This is a genomic window from Dactylosporangium sp. CA-092794, assembly GCF_050948465.1.
Taxonomy (GTDB): domain Bacteria; phylum Actinomycetota; class Actinomycetes; order Mycobacteriales; family Micromonosporaceae; genus Dactylosporangium.
Map to the genome: position 1 here is coordinate 5,618,835 of NZ_CP192044.1, position 21,918 is coordinate 5,640,752.

Genomic DNA, 21,918 nt, shown 5'->3' on the forward strand with positions numbered 1-21,918 from the left:
GCCTTGATGTTGCGGGGATGTTACACCGCCGACCCCGGCCGATCTGCGGTCACGGTCTCGTGCGCAATAAGGTGAGCACCATGGCGCGCACGCCGATGGATACGCTCGCGCGGTTGGGCGACGAGTACTTCCGCCTGCACTTCGGGGCCGATCCGTTCCTCGCCGGCGTGTTCGGCGTGCCCGGGTTCGACGCCGAGGTCCCCGACCCGAGCCGCGCCGCCGATGCGCGGCGGCAGGCGGAGCTGGCCCGGCTCGGCGCGGAGCTGGCCACGATCGATGGCGATGCCCTCGAAGGCTCCGACCGGATCACCTATGCGATCTTGGCCCGGCTGCTGCACGACGAGCGGCGGATCCTGCGCGACGGCGTCGCCGAGGTCGCCGTGACCGCCAGCGGCTCCGGGCCACTCGCCCAGGCGGTCGCGGCCGTGCCGGCGGCGACCGGCTCCGACGAGGACTACCTGACCAGGCTGGAGCGGCTGGGCGGCTTCTTCGACCGGCACGCCGAGCGGTATCGGCAGGCCGCGCGGGACGGACGCTTCCCGACCGAACTCGGCGTTCGCCAGGCGATGGGGCAGGCCGACGCATACCTCGCCACACCCGTCGAGCGGGATCCGTTCCTGCAACGGCGGCCGGCGAGCGCGCGCGCCGCCGAGATCGTCACTTCGGGGGTACGGCCGGCGCTGATGCGGTTCCGCACCGCGCTCGCCGAGCAGCTGCTGCCCGTCGCCCGGCCCGCCGAGTCGGTCGGGCTGTGCCACGTGCCAGGGGGCGCCGACGGCTACCTCGGCCTGGTCCGGGCGTACACCACCACCGAGCTGAGCCCCGAGGAGATCCACCGGATCGGGCTGGACCTGGTGGATCGGCTGCGCGAGGAGTTCGCCGAGCGCGGCGGCCGGGCGCTCGGCACCGCCGACGTCGACGAGGTCCTCGTCCGGCTGCGCGAGGATCCGGCGCTGCGCTTCGGTACCGCCAAGGAGATCGTCGACACCGTCACCGACGCGCTGCGGCGGGCCGAAGCGGCGGTGCCGGACTGGTTCGCCGGCTACGACATCGCCCCGTGTGTGGTGCGCGAGATGGACCCGGCCGAAGCGGAGAACGCGGTGCTGGGCTACTACCTGCCCCCGGCCGGGGACGGCTCCCGGCCCGGCGCGCACGTGGTGAACACGCACCGGCCGGACCTGCGGTCGCGGTTCGAATACGAGGCGCTGGCCTTCCACGAGACCGTGCCCGGACACCACCTGCAGATCGCCGTCGCCCAGTCCCGCGACGACCTGCCCCCGTTCCGGCGCTTCGCGTACTTCGACGCGCACGGCGAGGGCTGGGGCCTGTACACCGAACGCCTGAGCGACGAGATGGGCCTGTACACCAGCGAGCTCAGCCGCCTCGGCATGGTGTCCTTCGACGCGTGGCGGGCGTGCCGCCTCGTGGTCGACACCGGCATGCACCACCTCGGCTGGTCGCGCGAGCGGGCCATCGCCTACATGCGGAGCAACACCGCGCTGTCGGAGACCAACATCACCAACGAGGTCGACCGGTACATCGCGATGCCCGGGCAGGCGCTCGCGTACATGATCGGCAGGCTGCGGATCGAGCACCTGCGCGAGCGCGCACGCGCGGCCCTCGGCCCGGCATTCGACATCCGCGCGTTCCACCACGAGGTGCTCGCCCACGGCCCGATGCCCCTGGACACCCTGGAGGAACTTGTACTGTTGGGGTGAGGGGACTGACCATGTTCACCGATCCCGCGCAAATGCTGCGGTACGTTGACGCCGAAGGCATCCGGCTCGTCGACGTGCGCTTCTGCGACCTGCTGGGCACCATGCAGCATTTCAACGTGCCAGCCGGCTCGTTCGACGAGAGCGTGTTCAGCGACGGGGTGCCGTTCGACGGCTCGTCGATCCGGGGCTTCCAGAAGATCCACGAGTCGGACATGGTGCTGTACCCCGACATCTCGAGCGCTTTCGCCGACCCCTTCCGCACCGCGAAGACGCTCGCGGTGAACTGTTTCGTCCACGACCCGGTCACCGCCGAGCCGTACAGCCGCGACCCGCGCAACGTGGCCAGAAAGGCCGAGTCGTACCTGATCACGACCGGCATCGCCGACGCGGCGTTCTTCGGGCCCGAGGCCGAGTTCTACATCTTCGACTCGATCCGGTTCGCCTCGGCCACGAACGAGTCGCACCACCACATCGACTCGATCGAGGGCTGGTGGAACACCGGCCGGGAGGAGCCCGGCGGCAACCTCGGATACAAGACCGCCTACAAGAGCGGCTACTTCCCGGTGCCGCCGGTCGACCATTTCACCGACCTGCGCGGCGCGATGGTCGAGCACCTCACCGACGCCGGCTTCACTGTGGAGAAGGCGCACCACGAGGTCGGCACCGCCGGTCAGGCCGAAATCAACTTCCGGTACGCGCCGCTGTTGCACTGCGCGGACAATCTCCAGCTGTACAAGTACATCGTGAAGAACACCGCCTGGGCGGCCGGCCACACGGCGACGTTCATGCCCAAGCCGCTGTTCGGCGACAACGGCTCCGGCATGCACACCCACCAGAGCCTGTGGCTGAACGGGCGGCCGCTGTTCTACGACGAGCGCGGGTACGCCGGGCTGTCGGACACCGCGCGGTGGTACATCGGCGGCCTGCTCCGCCACGCCCCGAGCCTGTGCGCGTTCACCAACCCGACGGTCAACTCGTACCGCCGCCTCGTCCCCGGATTCGAGGCGCCCGTCAACCTCGTGTACTCGCAGCGCAACCGCTCCGCCTGCGCCCGGATCCCGGTCACCGGCGACAACCCGAACGCCAAGCGCGTGGAGTATCGGGTGCCCGACCCCGCGGCCAACCCGTACCTGGCGTTCTCCGCGATGCTGCTGGCCGGCCTCGACGGCATCAAGAACAAGAGCGAACCGCCCGACCCGATCGACAAGGACCTCTACGATCTGCCGCCGGGCGAGTTCACCCACGTCGAGCAGACACCCGGCTCGCTGCCGGAGGTGCTCGACGCGCTCGAGGCCGACCACGACTACCTGCTCGACGGCGGCGTCTTCACCCAGGACCTGATCGAGACCTGGATCGCCTGGAAGCACAGCGACGAGATCGAGCCGGTCCTGCTCCGCCCCACCCCGTACGAGTTCGCCATGTACTACGACGTTTAGGGCCCCCGACGGCGCTTTCTTTCCGTGATCATACCGAGGAGCGTCCCGAATGGCGGGATCTCCATGATCGTGGAGCGATGATGTACCAGGAGCGGCACTATCTCTCCACGATCATGAGGATCCCAGCCAGTGGACGGCTCCGGTGCATGATCACGGAAGCGAAACGCCGCACCGGCGGCCCGCCGCACCGGCCGCCGGGGCCACTGGCGCCGGGCGCGGCGGGCGGGGCCGCGCTGGGGGTCGCGGCCGCTCTGGATCGACGGGGGTTGAGCCGGCCGCTGGATCTGGCGGCGCGGGCGGGCGCAAGCCGGGGTCGGAGGCGGCCGGCCGCCGCCTTCGACCCCGCAACCCCACCGGCAGCGCCACGCGGCGCCTTGGCGGCCCGGGGTGGCGCACCTGGGGGTGCGCTACGAAGCCGCGGTGCACATCGCCGCGATCAACGAATGGCTGTGACTGACTTCGATACAGGCCTAACCGGTCGCTACCAGCGTCGCTGATAGCGACCGGTCAGGCGGCCCGACGCCGACACCTTGCCCGCCGTCGCCCGCCGCAGGTCGGCGGCCGACGCTGCCGCGGGAAGGCGGAGCGGCTCGGACAGCGCGAGCACCTCGAAGGTGTAGCGGTGCGACCGGCCACGGGGCGGGCACGGCCCGCCGTAGGCCCGCCTGCCGAAGCCGTTCCTGCCCTGCGTGGCGCCGTCCGGCACCTCACCCTCGCCCAGGCTCGATTGTTCCGGATCGATGCCCCACACCATCCAGTGGGTGAACGTGCCACCGGGCGCGTCGGGATCCTCGACGAGCAGGGCCAGCTCGGCGGCCTGCTCCGGTAGCCCGGTGAAGCTGAGCGGCGGTGACACGTCGACGCCGTCGCAGGTGAAGCGCTGAGGAATCTGGTCGCCCTCGTCGAAGACGGGGCTGGACACCGCGATCGTCACCGTGCCTCCCCTCCGCGTAGCCGTGCCGGTTCGCGACGGGTCAGGACCTCGCGTAGACCTTCTCGACGAACTCGGCGAGCCGGTGTTCGTCGAGGTTGCTGGCCAGGTCACATTCGCTGATCATGCCGACCAGGCGGCGGTTCTCCAGCACCGGCAGCCGCTTGACCTGATGGTCCTCCATCTGGCGCAGCACCTCGCCGAGCTCGGCACCCGCGTCGACCCAGGCCAGCGGCCCCTGGGCGAGGTCACGCACCTTGACCTGGCTGGGCTCCTGGCCCTCGGCGATGCACCGGACGACGATGTCGCGGTCGGTGACGATGCCGTGCAGCCGGTCGTCCGCGCCGCAGATCGGCAGCGAGCCGACGCCGAGCTCCCGCATCTTCCGGGCGGCCGTCGTGACGGTTTCGTTCTCGTCGACGCACTCGGCGCCCCGGTGCATGATGTCCTTCGCCCGCCGGTGCTCCAGGCGAGCCGACGCCTTCTCGCGGATCGCCTGCTCGAACTCGTCCAGAACCCGGGCCTTGCCGGCCACCGCCTCCTGGGTCGCCTTGCCGGTGTGCTCGGCATAGGTGGCTTCGCCGAGCTCCTGCAGCAGCTTGCTGCGCTGCCGCTGGGCTCGTGTGTCGTCCGCTCGCGCCCGGCCTGCCGCCAGGCCACGCTTGGCGGACTCCTTCATCTTGTCGAACGCCATGATGCCCTCCTCTCAGGCGTATCCTCAGCGCGAGAAAGCCGCAACACGGGTACCCACTTCTGGCAACGCTACGCCGCCACCGGCCCCGACGGCGCCACGTGTGCTCCTGCGGCAGCTCACCGCTCCGCGCCCGCGATCAGCGCGACGACCAGGTCGGGCAGCGCCTCCGGGCCGGTCAGCTCCCGCTCGACCGGCCCGGCACCCGGCGTGACCAGCCGCCCCCAGCTCCGCCCGTCGGCGAAACGCGTCGCCACCCGCGCCCAGCTGCGCCCCGCGCGCAGCGTGAACGCGAGCGCCTCCGGCCCCGGCTCGTCGACCAGCTCCACCGCGCGGCCGGCCTCGGCCAGCACCGTGTTCGCCTCGCTCACCAGTTGCTCGGCGACGGAGCGCAGCTCCACCTGCTCGTGCACGCCGGCGCCGACCGGCCGGGGCCGGCTGTCGCGCAGCTGCGGGGCGACCGGCCCGCCATCCGCGTGTACCACCTGCGCGACCCGCTGCATGAACGGCGTCACCGCGACCTCCAGCGCTGGCGGCGCCCGGGATGGACGCCCGCGGCACGACGGTGCGCCCGCGCCGGCCCGGCCGGGGCCCCGGTTCCGGCCTGCGGAACCGTCCGCCCGAGCGGCTGAGATGCCGCTCACAGTCCAGGGAACCGCGAAGCGAACGGACGCGAAGGAGGACCAGCGTGCAGTACGAGCTTCGCCAGCAGGTCATCGAGCCACGCCGCAAGACGTTCCAGTACCTCGCCGACCGCTACGGCGACCAGCCGGCCTCCCGCTACCTGGAGGCGACCGTCGACGTACAACCCCGCGAGAACTTCCACTACCGCCCGCTGTGGGCGCCCGATCATGAGCTGTACGACGAGACGTACTCCGCCCTGCGCCTCGCCGACCCGTACACCTTCCTGGACCCGCGCCAGTACTACTACGCGCCCTACGTCACCGCCCGGGCGGCCTGGCACGACGCCGTCGGCCGGACGCTGCAGTACATCGAAGGCCGCCGGCTCTTCGACCACCTGCCCGGCGGCTGGCGGGAGGTGCTCACCGGACTGGTCCTGCCGCTGCGCCACTACGAGTCCGCCGGGCAGCTCGTCTGCGTCGCCGGCGCCCGGTTCGCCTACGGCACGTCGATCGAGCAATGCCTGTCCTACGCCGCCTTCGACCGCATCGGGCTGGCCCAGACGCTCAGCCGGGTCGGCTTCGCCCTCGCCGACGGCGGCGACGGGCTGCTCGGCGCGGCCAAGGAGCGCTGGACCGGCGAGCCCGCCCTGCAGGGGCTGCGCCGGCTGTGCGAGGAACTGCTCGTCGAGCCGGACTGGGCGGCCGGCGCGGTCGGCCTCGACCTGGCCGACCGGCTGCTCTACCCGCTGCTGTACCAGCACCTCGACGAGGCCGCGCTGCGCTGCGGCGCGGGCGCCTACGGCCTGATCGCCCAGTACCCGGCCGGCTGGTACGCCGAGCAGCGGCGCTGGCTGGACGCCCTGGTCGCCACCTGGTGCGCCGACCCGGAGCACGGCCCGGCCAACCGCGCCGCCCTCGCCGGCATCGTGGCGGCCTGGCTGCCCCGCGCCACCGCGGCGGTGACCGAGTTCGCCCGCGGCGTCGAGGGCCTGGTGGCGGTGGGGGCGCCGGAGGCGGTGGCCGCGCTGGCCGAGCGGGCCGCCGCGGACCTGGCCCGCCTGGGGGTGGCCGCATGAGCGCGAGCACCGTCCGCCCGGTGGGCGTGGACCTGCAGGAGAGCAGCGAGGACGCGCGCGGGGTGCTGCTCGCCGTCGAGCGGGACAACCCCGATGCCACCGTCAGCCACCTGCCCGGCCTGGTGCGGATCCAGGCGCCGGGGCGGCTGGTGATCCGCCGCGTCTCGGTCGAGGAGCAGCTCGGCCGGGCGTGGGAGACGCACGAGTTCCAGCTGGCGATCGTCTCGTACTTCGGCCACATCGCCGAGTGGGACGAGGACGAGATCGTCATCCAATGGGATCACTGAGAGAGGGCTGTCGATGGCTCGGAAACTGTCGATGAAACAGCGCTACTCGGCGCTGACCCGGGACCTGGACTGGACGCCGGACTACGTCGACCCCGCGCGGGTCTTCCCGTACACCACGTTCGAGGGGATCAAGGTCCACGACTGGTCGAAGTGGGAGGACCCGTTCCGGCTCACCGTCGACGCCTACTGCAAGTACCAGGCCGAGAAGGACAAGCGGCTGTACGCGGTGCTCGACGGCTTCGCGCAGGGGCAGGGGCACCTGTCGCTGTCCGACGCGTCGTACCTCAACGCCATGAAGCTGTTCCTGCAGGGCGTCACGCCGCTGGAGTACGCCGCCCACCGGCACTTCGCGTTCCTCGCCCGCTACTACAACGGCCCCGGCCCGCGGTTCGCGGCGCTGTGCCAGTCGATCGACGAGCTGCGGCACACCCAGACCGAGATCCACACGCTGTCGACGTACAACAAGTACTACGGCGGCATGCACAGCTGGCCGACGATGTTCGACCGGGTCTGGTACCTGTCCGTGCCGAAGTCGTTCTTCGACGACGCGATGTCGGCCGGCCCGTTCGAGTTCCTCATCGCGATCTCGTTCTCGTTCGAGTACCTGCTGACCAACCTGCTCTTCGTGCCGTTCATGAGCGGCGCGAGCTTCAACGGGGACCTGCCCTCGATGACGTTCGGCTTCTCCGCCCAGAGCGACGAGAGCCGGCACATGACGCTCGGCCTGGAGGCGATCAAGTTCCTGCTGGAGCAGGACGAGGCGAACGTGCCGATCATCCAGGAGTGGATCGACAAGTGGTTCTGGCGGGGGTACCGGCTGGTCGCGCTCGTCGCCCAGATGATCGACTACATGCTGCCGCGCAAGGTGATGAGCTGGAAGGAGTCCTTCGAGCTCTACTTCGAGCAGCAGATGCTCGGCGGGCTGTTCAAGGACCTGGAGTTCTACGGGATCACCCCGCCGCGGCACGTCGAGCACGCCATCGCGGAGAAGGAGATCCTGTCCCACCAGGTGTACTGGACGCTGTACTCGTTCTCCTACGCGGCGGCGTTCACCACCACCCTGCCGGACCCGGCCCACCGGGCGTGGCTGCGCGAGCAGTACCCGGACACGTTCGACAAGTACTACCGGCCGCTGTTCGACCGCGCGGCGGCCATCCAGGACGGCGGCGGGCGCTTCTGGTTCAAGGGGCTGCCGCAGCTGTGCCAGGTCTGCCAGATCCCGATGGTGTTCACCGAGCCGGGCGACCCTTCGACGCTGTGCCAGCGCGAGTCGGTGTATCGCGGCGAGCGGTACCACTGCTGCTCCGACGGCTGCCAATGGATCTTCGACCGGGAACCGGAGAAGTACGTGCAGGCGTGGCTGCCGGTCCACCAGATCTACCAGGGCAACTGCGGCGGCCCGACGGTGCCCGACGTGCTGGCCTGGTACGGCATCCAGGACGGCGACGCGGGGGAGTACCTCGGCTCGCTCGACCACGCCGACTGGCAGCGCTGGCACGCCGCCGCGCCGGTGGGGAGCTGACCATGCCGGTGCGCGCGATCACCGAGACCTACGAGTTCCCGTCCCGCTCCCGGGCCGAGCTCTACGGCGACGACCAGCTCGTCCACGTGATGTGGAAGGGCAACCCGCTGCTCGCCGCCGCGGCCACCTTCCGCGTGCCCCGGGCGATGCCCTGGGCGCGGTTCCTGGCCGGCGTGGTCGACCCGTGGGCCGCCTCCGACCCGGACTACCTGCCTGGCTCGGCCCGGTCGTGGAACCTCGACGGCCGCCCGCTGTACCCCCACGACGACGACACCCTGGCCGGGCTCGACGTCGGCCACAAGAGCCTGCTCGCGTTCGAGTGCTGATGCCGACCGTGACCGTCCTGCCCGACGACGTCGCCGTGACCGCCGCCGACGGCGAGGGCATCCTCGCCGCGCTGTACCGCTCCGGATTCGGCTACCGCACCGGCTGCCGCCGCGGCGGGTGCGGCGTGTGCAAGGTCGACCTGGTCGACGGCGAGGTCGACTACCCCGTCACGGTCGCCGCCACCGTGCTCACCCCGCAGGAGCGCACCACCGGCACCTGCCTGACCTGCCGTGCCGTGCCGCGCGGCGACGTCGTCATCCGCCTGCGCGACGAACGGTTGCGCTGCCTGATCCCCTTCCTCCATCCCGAAAGGAAGTCCTGACATGGGTGTCATGCGACTGGGCTACGTCCACGCCCGGGTCACCGATCTCGAGGCCGCCCGCCGGCACTACGGTGCCACGCTCGGCATGCGGCTGGTCCACGAGCGGCCGCAGACGTTGTACTACAAGGCCTGGGACGAGTGGGACCACCACTCCGTCGTGCTGGAGGAGGGCGGCGTCGGGCTGGTCAAGCTCGGCTACAAGGTCGAGCGCGGCGACGACCTGGACCGCTTCGAGCGCCGCGCGCAGGCCTTCGGCGCCATCACCGAACGCATGAGCAAGGGCGACAACCTCGGCGTCGGCGACGGCGTGCGGATCGTGCTGCCCTCCGACCACGTCATCGAGCTGTACCAGGAAATCGAGACCGTCGGCACCGAGACCGGAACGGTGAACCCCGACCCGTTCCCCCGCCACCTCGTCGGCGTCGGCGTGCCCCGCATCGACCACGCCCTGATCACCGCCGAGGACCCGGCGACGGTCGAGCGGTTCTTCGCCGAGGTGCTCGACTTCGGCGTCTCCGAGCGGGTGGTCACCGAGCTCGACGGCGGCGAGACCATCGGCTCGTGGATGTTCTGCACCAACACCCCGCACGACATCGCCTTCATCAAGGGCCCCAACGGCAAGCTGCACCACTTCGCCTACTACCTGTCGGACTGGGCCGAGATCAAGCGGGCCGGTGAGCTGTTCGCCATGGACGACGTCTCCGTCGACATCGGCCCGACCCAGCACGGCATCACCCGCGGGCAGACCATCTACTTCTTCGACCCGTCGGGCAACCGCAACGAGGTCTTCTCCGGGGGGTACATCACCTATCCGGACTTCCCGCCGATCACCTGGACCGCCGACCAGCTCGCCAAGGGCATCTTCTACATCGGCCGGGAGCTCAACGAGCGCTTCACCTCGGTGCTGACCTGATGGTCGCCTCGCACCGGGTCAGCGTCGAGCCGGTCGGCCGCGAGGTGGACTGCCGGGAGGACCAGCCCATCCTCGACGCCTGCCTGCGCGCGGGCATCTGGGTGCCGCACTCGTGCACGCACGGCACGTGCGGCACCTGCAAGGCCGAGTTGCTCGACGGCGAGGCCGACCATGGCAACGCGTCGGCCTTCGCGCTCATGGACTTCGAGCGCGACGAGGGCAAGGTCCTGCTGTGCCAGGCGTACCCCCGCTCCGACGTGGTGATCGAGGCCGACGTCGACGTCGAGGAGGGCCTCGACCTGCACCCGGTGCGGGACTTCACCGGCACCGTCACCGAGCTGGCGGACGTGGCCCGGGACATCCGCCTGGTGCGCATCGCGCTCGACGACGAGTTGCGCTTCGCACCGGGCCAGTACGTAGCGCTGCGGGTGCCCGGCGGCTCGGCCACCCGCACCTACTCGCTGGCCAACCCGCCCGCCGAACGCCGGCTCCTGGAGCTGCACGTGAAGCGCACCCCGGGCGGGCTGGCCAGCGACGGCTGGGTCTTCGCCGGGATGGCACCCGGCGAGCGGGTCGCCCTGTCCGGCCCCTACGGCCGCTTCGTGCTCCGCCCCGCCCGCCCGGAGCCGGCGATCCTAGTCGCCGGCGGCACCGGCCTGGCACCGATCGCCTCGATGATCCGCCACGCCCTGTCCACCCCCGACGCCCCGCCGCTGCACCTCTACCACGGCTGCCGAACCCACGCCGACCTCTACTGCGAGGAGGAGTTCCGCGCCTTGGCGACGGCGCACCCGGACCGCTTCCACTACCGCCCCTGCCTGTCCGAGGCGGCCCCGGCGGCCTGGGACGGCGGACGCGGGACGGTGACCGACGTCCTCGGCGCCGACTTCGACCGCTGTTCGGGCCACGTCGCCTACGTGTGCGGCCCGCCGCCGATGGTGGACGCCACCCTGAAGCTCCTCATGCACAAGCGCCTGTTCCCCCGCGACATCTACCGCGAGGACTTCTTCAGCGAGGCCGACCGCACAACGAGCGGCGTCCGAAGCCCCTTGCTGAGACGCTGAACATCTCCCTAAGCCCTGCGACGGACGGCGGGCCGAACGCCCGCCGTCCCCGCGATCGCGTTGCCCCGGGGCGACGGCGGCTGCGTTTCCGACAGGCAGAACGACCGGTTGGCGCCGGGGCGTGCCGTCGGGGTACACCGAGGTGCACGAGCCGCCGAGACGAAGGAGCTTTCCCAAGCGATGACATGGCGACGAGCATGCGGTCGAGCCGACCTGGAGGACGGCGAAGCACTGCAGATGGAGACGGAGCCGCCTGTTGCGGTGTTCAATGTCGATGGCGAGTACTTCGCCATCGACGATACGTGCACGCACGATCAGTCCTCGTTGGCTGACGGCTACATCGACGGTGACGTAGTCGAATGTGCGTGGCACTTCGCGAAGTTCTCGATTCGAACCGGGGTGGTGCTCAGCCCGCCGGCAACCCGCCCTGTGTGCGCGTATCGAGTGCAGCTCCGCGGAGACGACGTCATGGTCGACATTCCCCAGCCGGAGGAACCGGCGTGACCCTGCTGATCGACGTGTGCCCCTGACGGGCACATTGCCGGGCCAAGCCGTTCTCGCCGGCGGCGTCGCCGCCGGCGGGCGATGGTCATGACGAGCGAGCCAGCTGCTTTGCCAGAGCGGTGAGGTCGGTGGACGCGTCTGCGAGCACCTCGGCCGGTGCGGATGCCCCGCGGTCGATCAGCCGGCGGCTCGCCGCGATCTCGCGGGCATGGTTGAGACCGAGCGCCGCGGCGACCCGTCCCTCCCGTAGCCAGAAGGCAAGCAGGCGATCAGGTGTCGCGTCCGCACGCAGGACGAGCGTGTCGGTGGGATGCGGCCGACCGAACAGCTGATAGGTCGATCCGAATTGATCCGACCACGCGTAGAGGGTCGCCGTGTGCTCGTTCGGTCGACCGGCGATGGCGGCGCCGACGGAGGCACCGTGACGCATGGCCACGTCCCAGTGCTCGATCCGTCCGGGCGCGGCCAGTGCCGGGTGCGGCCGGCTCGTGACGTCCCCGGCCGCCCAGACCCACGGGCTGTCCGTCGCGCCGGAGCGGTCAACCACGATGCCCTGGTGATCGACGGTGAGCCCGGCCGCACGCGCGAGTTCGTCCCGTGGGCGCACGCCGACGCCGACGACGGCCGTCGCGGCGGGCAGCACACCACCGTCGTCGAGCACCACCGACTCCAGATGCTTGCTACCGGTGAACGCGTGGACCGTTCGGCCGAGCACGAAGCGCGTGCCGCGTGCCGTGTGCCGATCGTGCACGAGCCGTCCGATGGTGCTGCCGACGACGTGAACCAGGGGAAGCGCGGCGAGCTCGACGACGGTCACGTCCATCCCGTGATCGCGAGCGACGGCGGCCAACTCGAGTCCGATGAATCCCGCGCCGATGATGACCAGTGGCCCCCCGGCGGCCAGGTGCTTGCTCAGCGCCAAGGCGTCGGCGGCGTCTCGGAGCACCTGCACTCCGTCCAGTTCGGAGCCGGGCACGATGAGTCGCCGTGCCGCGACCCCGGTTGCGAGCAGAACCTGGTCCGCGGGGACACCCGGTGCGTCATCCTCGAAATGCACCCGTCTCGCCAAGACGTCCAGTTCGCGCACCCGCGCGCCTAGCCGCAGCTCGATCTGCTGATCGCCGTAGGTCGAATCGTCCACGATCGGCTTCAGCCCTCGCGAGTCCGCGCCGAGCAGCGACTTCGAAAGCGGTGGGCGTTCGTAGGGCACGTTCAGGTCCGCATCCGCGAGGACGATCTCCCCGTCGTACCCGGCACTGCGCATGGCCAGTGCGGCGGATACCCCGGCCGCACTGGCGCCGACGATCACGGTGCGGTGGACAGATGGCATGTCCGGGGAGTTTGCGGCGGCACCTTGGAAGGAGCAAGCCGTTTGTTCCGTACTGCAGAACGCCAGCGCTCACCGGTGCTCACGTGGCGGCCTGACCAAACACCGGCAGCGGTTGGGGTCGGAGCAGGGCCGTGACGTGGCGGTTGGCCGTGAAGAGGCTGCTTGACACCGATCGCAAACTATAGAATCCTCTGGCAAACCTAAACTATAGAATTTCCGGGCGCTCAGGCGGACCCGGGTGCGGCTCCGCCCCGCGCCGATCAAGCTCCCGCCATTGGGCACCGGCTGGTAGCCGGTGTGACTGTCTAGCACTGCTCTGTCTCAAGTGCGGCCAATTGGCCATCTGTCGAATCGGAGAGTCGGATGCTGCGCACGCTCACTCGCTCGATGTCCCGTAAGAAGGTCAGCAGTACTGCCATACGCCACGTCGGCACGGTGGCTGCCGTGGCGGGTGTCCTTGCGCTCGCCACCGCCTGTACCTCATCAGGCTCGGACGCCGGGAAACCCGGCACATCCGGTGCGGGCATCGCCAAGGTCGCCTACACGTTCTCTGAGGTGCAGGGTGTCCTGCTGGACCCGGTGGAGAACAAGGGCGGCTATCAGCCCTGGATGCAGCTGATGTACGACACGATGATCCACCAGACCCCACAGGGTCTGGAGCCCGGGCTGGCGGTCAAGTGGGATTTTCCCGACGCGAAGACGATCGATCTGACCCTGCGGCAGGGCGTGAAATTCCAGGACGGCACGCCGTTCGACGCGGCAGCGGTGAAGTTCTCCTGGGAGCGTGTCATGGCGAGCAAGACCATGCAAAAGAGTGCGGCCCTGGCGGCCATGACATCGATTGATACGCCCAGCACGGACCGGGTGGTGGTGCACCTCAACGGCCCATACGCCGCAGAATGGCGCGATCAGCTCCTGAAGGGGGCAGTGTATCTCGCAGTCGTGTCTCCGGCCGCGGTGCAGCAGGCCGGGTCAGGCTTCGCAAGCAAGCCACTCGGCGCGGGGGCGGGGCCTTACGGCTTCTCGTCGTACGCGTCGGGGCAGAGCATCAAGCTGACGGCATCGCCGAACTACTGGGACCAGTCGGCCGTGACGCTTGCCGGTGTCGAGTTCGTCAACACGGCTGGCGGTGCACCGACCATCGCCGCGCTGAAGTCCGGTGTTGTCAACATGGCGTTTACCACCGGGGGAGCCAGCATCTCCTCGGCCAAGTCGCAAGGCCTGACCGTGGCCAACTCCGTCGTTCGCCCCGACTGGGAGTACGGCGCATACTTCTGCACCGACAAGGCGCCGTTCGACAAGCTCGACGCCCGCAAGGCTGTGGCTTACGCACTCAACCGTGCGGCCTTCGTCAGCGGCCCGTACGGGGGCTACGCCGTTGAGAACTCCACGACGATCCCCACCACTTCCACCGACTGGCCCGGGAAGACGGTGGCCAACCCGTACGAGTACTCGATCGACAAGGCGAAGGCGGCGCTCGCCGCGGCCGGTGTATCGCCTGGGACGACAATCACGGCAATCGCCGACCCGACCGATGTGAACAGCGCGACCTTACAGATACTTCAATCACAACTGAAGGCGGTGGGCCTCGACCTGTCGATCGTCCCGAGCGCAAACGCCTTCGCCGACCTGCGGTCAAAGAAGCCGAGCATCTACTTCCAGGGAAGCGGATTCCCGTATGGTGCGCAGGGAATCTTCGTTCAGCCGGGCGGCGTGGCCAACTACTGCAGTTTCGACGATCCTAGCCTGGACGCCGCCCTCGCCAAGGCAACGGATCCAACTCTCGATCCCGCAGCGACGCCACAAGCATGGGCCGAGTACCAGAAGGTCTACTACGACACTCTGCCCGGAATCAACATCGCCGACATCCAATTGGCGACTATCACGACCAAAGCTGTGTCGGGCGTTTCGAAGACGATGGATCTCTCCAACGGGCAGCCCCAGTCCTGGGCCGGGCTCAAGGTCAATGCTTAGCGGGTGACCGGCGGCGATCATGATGCGTCGGCCCGGTGCCGATCCGTGCCATGATCGCTGCCGTCGGTCCTTGACGGAACGGTGAGATGGAGCCGATGACAAGTGAGACGGGCACCTCGGTCGTCTTGGGCCGAGGTTGCTTTTACGAATCGCCTCGCTGGCGGGCAGGCCGGCTTTGGGTGCTTGACTTCATCGCCCCGGCGGTGCTTTCAATGGCGCCGGACGGAACGGATGTCCGGTCCGAGGCGCACGTGTCGTCCAAGCCGGCGGGGCTCGGCTGGCTTCCGGACGGGCGCCTGCTCATCCTGCTGGGCAACGAGGCCACCGTGGTGCGACGCGAGCATGATGGCACGTTCGCCGTCCATGCCCGCCTCGGCGATGACGACGCGCGTTACAACGAGATGGTTGTCGATCCGGTGGGCCGGGCTTACATCGGCCGGTTCGACCTGGACGCGGCCGGCGAGGTGGTTGTCGGGCCGGGAGCGCTTGTGTGCGCGAGCCCGGACGGCTCCGTTCGTGAAGTCGCCGACGAACTGTGGTTCCCGAACGGCGCCGTCATCACCGCGCAGGGTCACCTCCTTGTGGGGGAGAGCTTCGCGAACCGCGTCACGGCTTTCGTGTTGGGGTCGGACGGCTCATTGCGCGATCGGTGGGTGTGGGCAAAATTCGGCCCCATGCCGACCAGCCGTACATTCCGAGACCTTATGTCGGAAGCGAATGTCGTCCCCGACGGTTGCTGCCTGGACGCGCAAGGCGCGCTCTGGCTGGCCGACGCCGCCGGTCGACGAGTCATCCGGGTGCTCGCCGGACGCATCGTCGAGGAGCTTCGTTTCGATCAGGCCACCTTCGCCTGCGGACTGGGCGGCGGCGATGGTAGGACGCTGTTTGTCTGCCTGGCCCCCGCGTGGATGCGTCCAGAAGATCGACTTGCCGGGCGACAGGCGCGGGTGGTGGCCACGCGCGTGAGTGTGCCGGCTGTGTCCGCGGCGACCGCTCCCTAAGTGGTGCACACGTGATCCTTGATACAAGAGGAGTGGATCGATGTCGTCCGAGTTGACGTACGACAACACACACAGGATCGTCGATACTGCCGACTACCGGATCCAGATCAATGAAGCGGGCGAAGGCTACCCTGTCTTCCTCATTCACGGCACCGGGCCCGGCGCCACCGGCTGGTCGAATTTCGCGCCGAACATCCCGGCGTTGGCGCAGAAGTACCGCGTGATCGCGGTGACGATGCCGGGCTGGGGCGAGTCGAGCCCGCAGGACCTCACAACTGGTCGTGACCAGGGCAAGGCCATGTTGCAACTCATGGACACGCTAGGGATCGAGCGCGCTGCCTACGTAGGGAACTCGATGGGCGGCGGGATCACATTCATCATGGGCGCGAACCACCCCGAGCGGGTTTCGCACATGATCACGATGGGCGCCGGAGTCTGGGGCACTCCGCTGATGTCGCCCGCAGGGCTCTCCGAGGGCATGCGCGCCCTGTTCGACGCCTACCGCGATCCGACTCCGGAGAACTTCAAGCGCATCGTCCAAGTGATGTGCTACGACCAGTCGTTCGCCTCTGACGAACTGGCCAAGCAGCGCTCGGACGCGGCGCTGGAGTTCCCCGAGCACAACAGCAACTGGCTGGAACTGTGGGGCACGCCCGCTATGCGCGTGGGTACGGAAAACCTCGAGCAACTACTGCAGAAGACGACAATTCCCGCACTCATCATTCATGGACGCGATGATCGAACCGTGCACTGGGAGATGAGTCTCCGCGCGATGACACTGATCCCCAACTCGCGACTCGTGTTGCTGAACCGTTGCGGCCACTGGGCGCAGTTGGAGCACGCCGACGAGTTCAATCGAATCGTTGACCACTTCATCACAGACAACTAGCCGATTGCCGAGGACCCACTCCGCCGCTACGCCGGCCGGTTGACGCTCAGGCCGCCGCGAGCGGGGACAACGCATGCGACCTTGGGGGTATAGTCCCTAGGCGAGGAAAGGGGTTACCCTCCGTTAAGTTTGTTTGGAATACGTCGTGAACTCGCCGGACGGAGCAGGCATGACCTCGCACGCGATGCCCACGCCCCAGGGGAGCGCTTCGGGTGAGCCCCCGGCCGGCCTGGACAGCTCCGTCGGCAAGGCGCTCGCTCTGCTCGACGCTCTCGCCGGACCGCGGCCGTCGATGGGCGTGTCCGACCTTGCCGATGTCGCCGGGATGCCCAAGTCCACTGCTCATCGGTTGCTGATGGTGCTGATCAGCGGTGGTTATGTCCGGCGGGTCGCAGGCAAATACGCACTGTCCTCCAGAGTGTTCGAGGTCGGCAGTCAGAGCGAGCTGTCACGCGTGAACGGACTGACGAATCAGGCCATGCCGTACATGGCTGAGCTCTTTGCCCAGACGCACGAGACCATACATCTCGCTGTGCGCCGTGGCACCGACGTGCTCTATGTCGAGAAGTTGTTCGGGCACCAGTCGATCCGGATTCCCACCTTCGTCGGCGCCCGCCATCCGGCGTACGCGTCTGCTCTCGGCAAGGCCATGCTGGCATTTTCGCCGCAGGAGGACGCCAGGCTGGGACTGCCCGCGCGCTATCGTCGGCTTACCGCTTACACGATCTGCACGCCGGATGCGATGCAGCGGTCGCTGCGACGCGTGGGTGAAGAACGCTGCGCGACGGATCACGAGGAGTCGTTCCTCGGCGTGTGGTGCATCGCCGTCCCGATCCTCGACCGGCGAACGCACCATGCGGTGGCCGCCTTCTCCCTGACGACCGGGGTCGGCAACGGCGCGATCCAGCGGTACCGGAAGCTGCTGATGCGTGCCGGCGAGGAACTGTCCTCGGCGCTGTACGTGCCTGCCGCGGCCTGACGTCCGTCGGTTCTGTCAGCCGGAACGGATCACTTCGTCGGTCCGCGCGGCGGTGCACATACTCGGGTCCTCAACAATCGCACGGGACCGCGAGGAGCACGACCTTGGCACAGTTGCACGCGCTCGGCTACCTGGGTATCGGGGTGCGCGACTTCGACGCGTGGGAGCACTACGCCACCAACATCCTCGGCATGCAGGTCGAGCGGACGGAGTGGGACGGCACACCGACGCTGCTGCTGCGTATGGATCAGCGGCGATACCGCATCGCGTTGTACCCCGGCGAAGACGAGCTGGGCTACGTCGGATGGGAGGTCGACGGTCCGGATGCGTTGGACGTGGTCGCCGCCGACCTCAGCGCGGCCGGCGTCGCTTACAAGGAGGATGCCGGGCTGGCCGCGGTACGAGGCGTCCATCGGCTCATCACCTGCACCGACCCGGCAGGATGCGTCCTTGAGATCTTCTGCGGTGGTGTGGTGCCCAGGGCCCCGTTCGTCTCTCCTACCGGCGCGCGGTTCGTGACCAGGGCGCCGGACGGTCACGACCTCGGACTCGGGCATGTGGTCCTGACCTGCCCCGACCCGGAAACCTCCATCGCCTTCTATCGCGAGGTGCTGGGCTTCCGGCTCAGCGATTACATCGTCCCGGTGCCGGGGCTCGTCCTCACGTTCCTTCACGTGAACGCGCGTCACCACTCGCTCGCGGTCGCGCCGGATATGCCGGCCGGCAGCGGCAACGGCTCAGTGCGGATCAATCACTTCATGGTCGAAGTCGAGGACGTCGACACCGTCGGCCGTGCGCTGGACAAGGTGCACGACCAGAACATCCGCAAGATGGCGACGCTGGGCCGGCATACGAACGACGAGATGCTGTCGTTCTACATGCACTCGCCGTCCGGCTTCGGGGTCGAGTACGGGGCGGAAGGAATGCTGATCGACGACGACACGTGGTCGGTCGTGACCTATGCCGCCACCGCGTACTGGGGTCACAAGACTGACCCGCACTGACCGCAGCGGCATCCGAATGCGGCGACGGCTCGGGACGCAGGGAGCTAGGAGAGATCATGACGGCAACCAACGGCATCGTCGACAAGCTCGACGAACTGGTCAACACCGACACCGGCGAACTTGATCGCCGGATCTTCAGCGACGAGGAGATCTTCGATCTGGAGATGGAACGCATCTTCGGTCGGGCGTGGCTGTTCCTGTGCCACGAGAGCCAGATCCCCAAGCGGGGCGACTTCTTCGAGGCGCCGATGGGCCGGGACAACGTGCTGGTGGTCCGCCAGCGCGACGGCGGCATCAAGGCGCTGGTCAATACGTGCACACACCGCGGCAACGCAGTCTGTCGCGCCGAGGAGGGCAACGTCCGCAACTTCATGTGCACCTATCACGGCTGGACGTTCGATCTGGCCGGCGAACTCGTGGGCGTGCCCGGCATGAAGGAGTTCTACAACGACGAGCTGGACAAGTCCAAGTATCCGCTGCGCAAGGTCGCGCAACTCGACACATACAAGGGATTCGTGTTCGCGACGATGGACCCCGAAGCCCCACCGCTTGCCGAGTTCCTCGGTCGCACGGGGCGGATCGGTCTGGACCAGATCGCGGAACGCGGCGACGTCGAGGTAGTCCCGGGCATCCAGAAGTTCGTGCTGAACACGAACTGGAAGTTCCCGGTCGACAACACCTTCGACTACTACCATCCGCAGATCACGCACATCTCCGCGCAGGCCGTGGGGATGATCCCGAGCGCGGCCGACAACATCGACGGCGGCGGAGCGAAGACGCCGGAGGGCAAAGACCTGGCCGTCCAGCGGCTGCGGACGGACACCGAGTCCGTGGTCATGCTCGCCGAGTACGGCCACGCGATCTCTGGCCCGACCTTCGAGGCGCTGGTGTCCGTCGTGCCTCCGTCGTCGCGCGGAGTCTTCGCCTGGCGGGAACGGCCGGAGGCGATCGCCGCACTGGGTCCCGTCGGGCAGATGGTCGGCGGCCACCCCCACATCTTCCCGAACACGTGGATCACCGTGGGAGCGCAGCTCAGCCTGCGAGTGCCGCGGAGCGCGACGGTCACCGAGGTGTGGTGGTTCAATTTCCGCAACCGCGACGACACTCCGGAGAACCAGCGCGCACAGCTGCAGCGTCAGATCCACATGTTCGGCCCAGCCGGCTTCCTCGAACAGGAGGACGGCGAGAACTGGTCCCAGAGCACGCTGCAGACGCTCGGTGGCGTGGCTCGTGACATCCCGCAGCTGCTCAAGATGGGCCTGGGCCGGGGCAAGATCATCCATGAGGACGGAGTCGCCCGCATCGAGGCGCCCGTCAACGAGCACGCGCAGCTGTGGACCTACCTCGCGTGGAAGGAGTGGCTCAAGCGGCCCAGCTGGGAACAGTTGCGCGACAACACGACGCCTGGCGAACACCTCTGAGCGGGAGCCGATGACGATGACCACCAATGCCGAACCGGCGGTCGACCAAGCCATCAACCGGTCGATCGATCCGGCCAACCTGGCCCTCATGTACCGGCAGTTCGAAATCGAGCAGTTCTACACACGCGAAGCCGCGCTGCTGGACGAGCATCGCTACGACGAGTGGATCGAGCTGTTCACCGAAGACACCCACTACTTCATGCCGATCCGGCGGACGATGTCACGCCGCGAGCTCAGCCGTGAGTTCACCAAGCCCGGCGAGATGGCGTTCTTCGACGACGACAAGAGGGTGCTCGCCAACCGGGTCGCCAAGGTCGGCACCGGAACGGCCTGGGCCGAGGATCCGCCGTCGCGCACCCGCCACATCATCACCAATGTCCGGGTCGTGGACGACTCCGGCACCGAACTGACCGTACAGACGAACTTCCTGCTCTATCGCACCCGGTTGAAGTCCGAGGAGGACCAGTGGATCGGGCGACGCGAGGACGTCCTGCGTCGTGTCGGCGACGGATTGCGGATCGCTCGGCGGTTTGTGTTCCTCGACCAGACGCTGCTGCTGTCGCAGAACCTCAGCAACTTCTTCTGAGCCCTGTCCACCGCATGAGCCCTGTCAGAACAAGGGGGGCATCGACGTCATGGCCACAGGTACGGTCGGAACGACTCGACCCTTTGACGAGACCGCCGACCTGTCCAGGATGGCGTTCTGGACACAGTCGGGAGCGGTCCGTGACGCCACGTTCCGTCGCCTGCGCAGGGAGTCGCCCGTGTCCTGGCAGCGTCCGGTCGAATGGCCCCTGCCGCAGGAGTTCGAAGGGTTCTGGGCGGTGACGCGTCACCGCGACATCGTGCAGATCAGCAAGGACAGCGAAACCTTCCGGTCGGGCGACAGCGTCGTCTTCGAGCCCATTCCGCCGGACATCGCCCGCGTCAGCGCGTTCTTCCTGGCCATGGACGCGCCCGAACACACCCGGCTGCGCAAGCTCATCGCGGCCGCCTTCTCGCCCCGGCACATCGCCAAGATCTCGGAGTCGATCCAGCGGAACGCCCGCGAGATCGTCGAGGAATTCGCGACGATGCCCGATCCGGACATCGTGCAGGATCTGTCACGAAAGCTGCCCGAGCGAACCTTCTTCGACATGATCGGCGTCCCGATGGACGACCGCGAGCGCGTCGGAAACCTCGTGAACGTGGTGACCGGCCACGCCGTACGGGACGCGAACGAGGATCCGATCGAGCGGCTGCTGCGGTTCAACCGTGACCTGCGCGAGTACGGGGCCGAGCTCGCCGCGCGACGGCGGGTCGAACCCGCTGATGACGTCATGACGAGCCTGGCCGCGGCCGAGTTGGACGGCCAGCGACTGTCCGACGACGAGATGGGTGCCGCGATGGTGCTGCTCGCGGTCGCCGGCAACGACACGACACGGCAGACGACATCCCACGCGGTGAAGGCGCTGTCGGACAATCCGGATCAGCTGGCCTGGTTGCGCGAGGATCTCGACGGGCGGCTGCAGGGGGCGGTCGAGGAGTTCATCCGCTGGGCGACCCCCATCATCCAGTTCGCTCGGGTGGCTTCGCGCGATTGCCAGGTGGGTGAACAAATGATCCGTCGCGGCGAGAAGGTCGTGATGGTCTACTCGAGTGGAAACCGGGACGAGAGCGTGTTCGCCGATCCATACACGTTCGACCTGACGCGGACGCCGAACCTCCACGTCGGGTTCGGCGGTGGCGGCATCCACTACTGTCTCGGCGCACCCGTGGCGCGGGCGCAGTTGCGCGCGCTGTTCCGCGAGTTGCTGCACAAAGTTCCTCGGCTCGAGGTCGGCGAACCGACCTATGCGTCGACCACGCTCGTCAACGCGGTCGCCGCCATGCCCGCGCACAACCCGGACGCGTCCCACTGAACGCG

General features: G+C 68.5%; 22 protein-coding genes. 18 read left to right on the top strand and 4 right to left on the bottom strand.

The annotated features are described in order from the left end of the window. Positions 1 to 80: 80 nt before the first annotated feature. Both ACQPXD_RS24135 and glnA read left to right on the top strand, forming a co-directional pair. Complete coding sequence (locus ACQPXD_RS24135; protein WP_432842191.1) at positions 81 to 1,718, top strand: DUF885 domain-containing protein; 1,638 nt, start codon at positions 81 to 83, stop codon at positions 1,716 to 1,718. 11 nt (positions 1,719 to 1,729) lie between these two features. Then, on the top strand, positions 1,730 to 3,154 hold the full coding sequence (glnA, locus tag ACQPXD_RS24140; protein ID WP_432842193.1) for a type I glutamate--ammonia ligase: 1,425 nt from the start codon (positions 1,730 to 1,732) through the stop codon (positions 3,152 to 3,154). Between the two features lie 481 nt (positions 3,155 to 3,635). On the opposite strand, the gene ACQPXD_RS24145 is transcribed toward glnA, so the two are convergent. The 3 genes from ACQPXD_RS24145 to ACQPXD_RS24155 form a co-directional block, all read right to left on the bottom strand. Continuing rightward, positions 3,636 to 4,088, bottom strand: a complete 453-nt coding sequence (locus ACQPXD_RS24145; RefSeq protein WP_432842195.1) for a YbhB/YbcL family Raf kinase inhibitor-like protein — start codon at positions 4,086 to 4,088, stop codon at positions 3,636 to 3,638. Between the two features lie 40 nt (positions 4,089 to 4,128). Further along, positions 4,129 to 4,779 carry a CBS domain-containing protein gene (locus ACQPXD_RS24150; RefSeq protein WP_432842197.1) on the bottom strand — a complete coding sequence of 217 codons (651 nt, stop codon included), beginning with the start codon at positions 4,777 to 4,779 and terminating at the stop codon, positions 4,129 to 4,131. A 116-nt stretch (positions 4,780 to 4,895) separates the two neighbouring features. Continuing rightward, complete coding sequence (locus ACQPXD_RS24155; RefSeq protein WP_432842199.1) at positions 4,896 to 5,291, bottom strand: hypothetical protein; 396 nt, start codon at positions 5,289 to 5,291, stop codon at positions 4,896 to 4,898. Positions 5,292 to 5,464: 173 nt separating this feature from the next. Between ACQPXD_RS24155 and ACQPXD_RS24160 the strand changes: the two genes are divergently transcribed. The 8 genes from ACQPXD_RS24160 to ACQPXD_RS24195 all read left to right on the top strand — a co-directional run bounded on the left by ACQPXD_RS24160 (position 5,465) and on the right by ACQPXD_RS24195 (position 11,414). Further along, positions 5,465 to 6,475, top strand: coding sequence for a hypothetical protein (locus ACQPXD_RS24160; RefSeq protein ID WP_432842201.1), 1,011 nt, complete (start codon positions 5,465 to 5,467; stop codon positions 6,473 to 6,475). Beyond that, complete coding sequence (locus ACQPXD_RS24165) at positions 6,472 to 6,762, top strand: MmoB/DmpM family protein (protein ID WP_432842203.1); 291 nt, start codon at positions 6,472 to 6,474, stop codon at positions 6,760 to 6,762. Before ACQPXD_RS24160 ends, ACQPXD_RS24165 begins: the two co-directional genes overlap by 4 nt. Before the next feature lie 31 nt (positions 6,763 to 6,793). Continuing rightward, the gene (locus ACQPXD_RS24170; RefSeq protein ID WP_432842205.1) at positions 6,794 to 8,284 is read left to right on the top strand and encodes a YHS domain-containing protein; all 1,491 of its coding nucleotides are present in this window, start codon (positions 6,794 to 6,796) and stop codon (positions 8,282 to 8,284) included. A gap of 2 nt (positions 8,285 to 8,286) precedes the next feature. Continuing rightward, a complete protein-coding gene (locus ACQPXD_RS24175; protein WP_432842207.1) occupies positions 8,287 to 8,610 on the top strand; it encodes a phenol hydroxylase subunit P4 in 324 nt (107 codons plus the stop codon). Further along, positions 8,610 to 8,933, top strand: coding sequence for a 2Fe-2S iron-sulfur cluster-binding protein (locus ACQPXD_RS24180; protein ID WP_432842209.1), 324 nt, complete (start codon positions 8,610 to 8,612; stop codon positions 8,931 to 8,933). The genes ACQPXD_RS24175 and ACQPXD_RS24180 overlap by 1 nt, the downstream gene beginning before the upstream one ends. 1 nt (position 8,934) lies before the next feature. Further along, on the top strand, positions 8,935 to 9,846 hold the full coding sequence (locus ACQPXD_RS24185) for a catechol 2,3-dioxygenase (protein WP_432842211.1): 912 nt from the start codon (positions 8,935 to 8,937) through the stop codon (positions 9,844 to 9,846). Beyond that, positions 9,846 to 10,910, top strand: coding sequence for an NADH:ubiquinone reductase (Na(+)-transporting) subunit F (locus tag ACQPXD_RS24190; RefSeq protein ID WP_432842213.1), 1,065 nt, complete (start codon positions 9,846 to 9,848; stop codon positions 10,908 to 10,910). The genes ACQPXD_RS24185 and ACQPXD_RS24190 overlap by 1 nt, the downstream gene beginning before the upstream one ends. A 237-nt stretch (positions 10,911 to 11,147) precedes the next feature. Next, entirely contained in the window at positions 11,148 to 11,414 is a 267-nt protein-coding gene (locus ACQPXD_RS24195; RefSeq protein WP_432842215.1) for a non-heme iron oxygenase ferredoxin subunit, read from the top strand. Between the two features lie 85 nt (positions 11,415 to 11,499). On the opposite strand, the gene ACQPXD_RS24200 is transcribed toward ACQPXD_RS24195, so the two are convergent. Next, complete coding sequence (locus tag ACQPXD_RS24200) at positions 11,500 to 12,744, bottom strand: NAD(P)/FAD-dependent oxidoreductase (RefSeq protein ID WP_432842217.1); 1,245 nt, start codon at positions 12,742 to 12,744, stop codon at positions 11,500 to 11,502. A 363-nt stretch (positions 12,745 to 13,107) separates the two neighbouring features. On the opposite strand from ACQPXD_RS24200, the gene ACQPXD_RS24205 reads away from it, so the two are divergent. The 8 genes from ACQPXD_RS24205 to ACQPXD_RS24240 all read left to right on the top strand — a co-directional run bounded on the left by ACQPXD_RS24205 (position 13,108) and on the right by ACQPXD_RS24240 (position 21,913). Next, a complete protein-coding gene (locus tag ACQPXD_RS24205) occupies positions 13,108 to 14,718 on the top strand; it encodes an ABC transporter substrate-binding protein (RefSeq protein WP_432842219.1) in 1,611 nt (536 codons plus the stop codon). A gap of 179 nt (positions 14,719 to 14,897) precedes the next feature. After that, on the top strand, positions 14,898 to 15,719 hold the full coding sequence (locus tag ACQPXD_RS24210; RefSeq protein WP_432842221.1) for an SMP-30/gluconolactonase/LRE family protein: 822 nt from the start codon (positions 14,898 to 14,900) through the stop codon (positions 15,717 to 15,719). A 40-nt stretch (positions 15,720 to 15,759) separates the two neighbouring features. After that, positions 15,760 to 16,608 (top strand): alpha/beta fold hydrolase, encoded by an 849-nt coding sequence (locus ACQPXD_RS24215; RefSeq protein ID WP_432842223.1) that lies wholly within the window; start codon positions 15,760 to 15,762, stop codon positions 16,606 to 16,608. A 169-nt stretch (positions 16,609 to 16,777) separates the two neighbouring features. Then, positions 16,778 to 17,587 carry an IclR family transcriptional regulator gene (locus ACQPXD_RS24220; RefSeq protein ID WP_432842225.1) on the top strand — a complete coding sequence of 270 codons (810 nt, stop codon included), beginning with the start codon at positions 16,778 to 16,780 and terminating at the stop codon, positions 17,585 to 17,587. Between the two features lie 113 nt (positions 17,588 to 17,700). Then, on the top strand, positions 17,701 to 18,591 hold the full coding sequence (locus ACQPXD_RS24225) for a VOC family protein (protein ID WP_432842227.1): 891 nt from the start codon (positions 17,701 to 17,703) through the stop codon (positions 18,589 to 18,591). Positions 18,592 to 18,647: 56 nt separating this feature from the next. Then, positions 18,648 to 20,012 carry an aromatic ring-hydroxylating oxygenase subunit alpha gene (locus ACQPXD_RS24230; RefSeq protein ID WP_432842229.1) on the top strand — a complete coding sequence of 455 codons (1,365 nt, stop codon included), beginning with the start codon at positions 18,648 to 18,650 and terminating at the stop codon, positions 20,010 to 20,012. A gap of 10 nt (positions 20,013 to 20,022) precedes the next feature. Continuing rightward, a complete protein-coding gene (locus ACQPXD_RS24235; RefSeq protein ID WP_432842231.1) occupies positions 20,023 to 20,598 on the top strand; it encodes a 3-phenylpropionate/cinnamic acid dioxygenase subunit beta in 576 nt (191 codons plus the stop codon). A gap of 178 nt (positions 20,599 to 20,776) precedes the next feature. Then, entirely contained in the window at positions 20,777 to 21,913 is a 1,137-nt protein-coding gene (locus tag ACQPXD_RS24240) for a cytochrome P450 (RefSeq protein ID WP_432842233.1), read from the top strand. Positions 21,914 to 21,918 lie beyond the last annotated feature (5 nt).

What these genes read in the sequence shown, in the direction of transcription:
- ACQPXD_RS24135 (WP_432842191.1), top strand. Translation starts at nt 81, where the DNA reads ATGGCGCGCACGCCGATGGATACGCTCGCGCGGTTGGGCGACGAGTAC.
- glnA (WP_432842193.1), top strand. Translation starts at nt 1,730, where the DNA reads ATGTTCACCGATCCCGCGCAAATGCTGCGGTACGTTGACGCCGAAGGC.
- ACQPXD_RS24150 (WP_432842197.1), bottom strand. Translation starts at nt 4,779, where the DNA reads ATGGCGTTCGACAAGATGAAGGAGTCCGCCAAGCGTGGCCTGGCGGCA.
- ACQPXD_RS24165 (WP_432842203.1), top strand. Translation starts at nt 6,472, where the DNA reads ATGAGCGCGAGCACCGTCCGCCCGGTGGGCGTGGACCTGCAGGAGAGC.
- ACQPXD_RS24170 (WP_432842205.1), top strand. Translation starts at nt 6,794, where the DNA reads ATGAAACAGCGCTACTCGGCGCTGACCCGGGACCTGGACTGGACGCCG.
- ACQPXD_RS24175 (WP_432842207.1), top strand. Translation starts at nt 8,287, where the DNA reads ATGCCGGTGCGCGCGATCACCGAGACCTACGAGTTCCCGTCCCGCTCC.
- ACQPXD_RS24180 (WP_432842209.1), top strand. Translation starts at nt 8,610, where the DNA reads ATGCCGACCGTGACCGTCCTGCCCGACGACGTCGCCGTGACCGCCGCC.
- ACQPXD_RS24185 (WP_432842211.1), top strand. Translation starts at nt 8,935, where the DNA reads ATGGGTGTCATGCGACTGGGCTACGTCCACGCCCGGGTCACCGATCTC.
- ACQPXD_RS24190 (WP_432842213.1), top strand. Translation starts at nt 9,846, where the DNA reads ATGGTCGCCTCGCACCGGGTCAGCGTCGAGCCGGTCGGCCGCGAGGTG.
- ACQPXD_RS24195 (WP_432842215.1), top strand. Translation starts at nt 11,148, where the DNA reads ATGGAGACGGAGCCGCCTGTTGCGGTGTTCAATGTCGATGGCGAGTAC.
- ACQPXD_RS24200 (WP_432842217.1), bottom strand. Translation starts at nt 12,744, where the DNA reads ATGCCATCTGTCCACCGCACCGTGATCGTCGGCGCCAGTGCGGCCGGG.
- ACQPXD_RS24205 (WP_432842219.1), top strand. Translation starts at nt 13,108, where the DNA reads ATGCTGCGCACGCTCACTCGCTCGATGTCCCGTAAGAAGGTCAGCAGT.
- ACQPXD_RS24215 (WP_432842223.1), top strand. Translation starts at nt 15,760, where the DNA reads ATGTCGTCCGAGTTGACGTACGACAACACACACAGGATCGTCGATACT.
- ACQPXD_RS24220 (WP_432842225.1), top strand. Translation starts at nt 16,778, where the DNA reads ATGACCTCGCACGCGATGCCCACGCCCCAGGGGAGCGCTTCGGGTGAG.
- ACQPXD_RS24230 (WP_432842229.1), top strand. Translation starts at nt 18,648, where the DNA reads ATGACGGCAACCAACGGCATCGTCGACAAGCTCGACGAACTGGTCAAC.
- ACQPXD_RS24235 (WP_432842231.1), top strand. Translation starts at nt 20,023, where the DNA reads ATGACGATGACCACCAATGCCGAACCGGCGGTCGACCAAGCCATCAAC.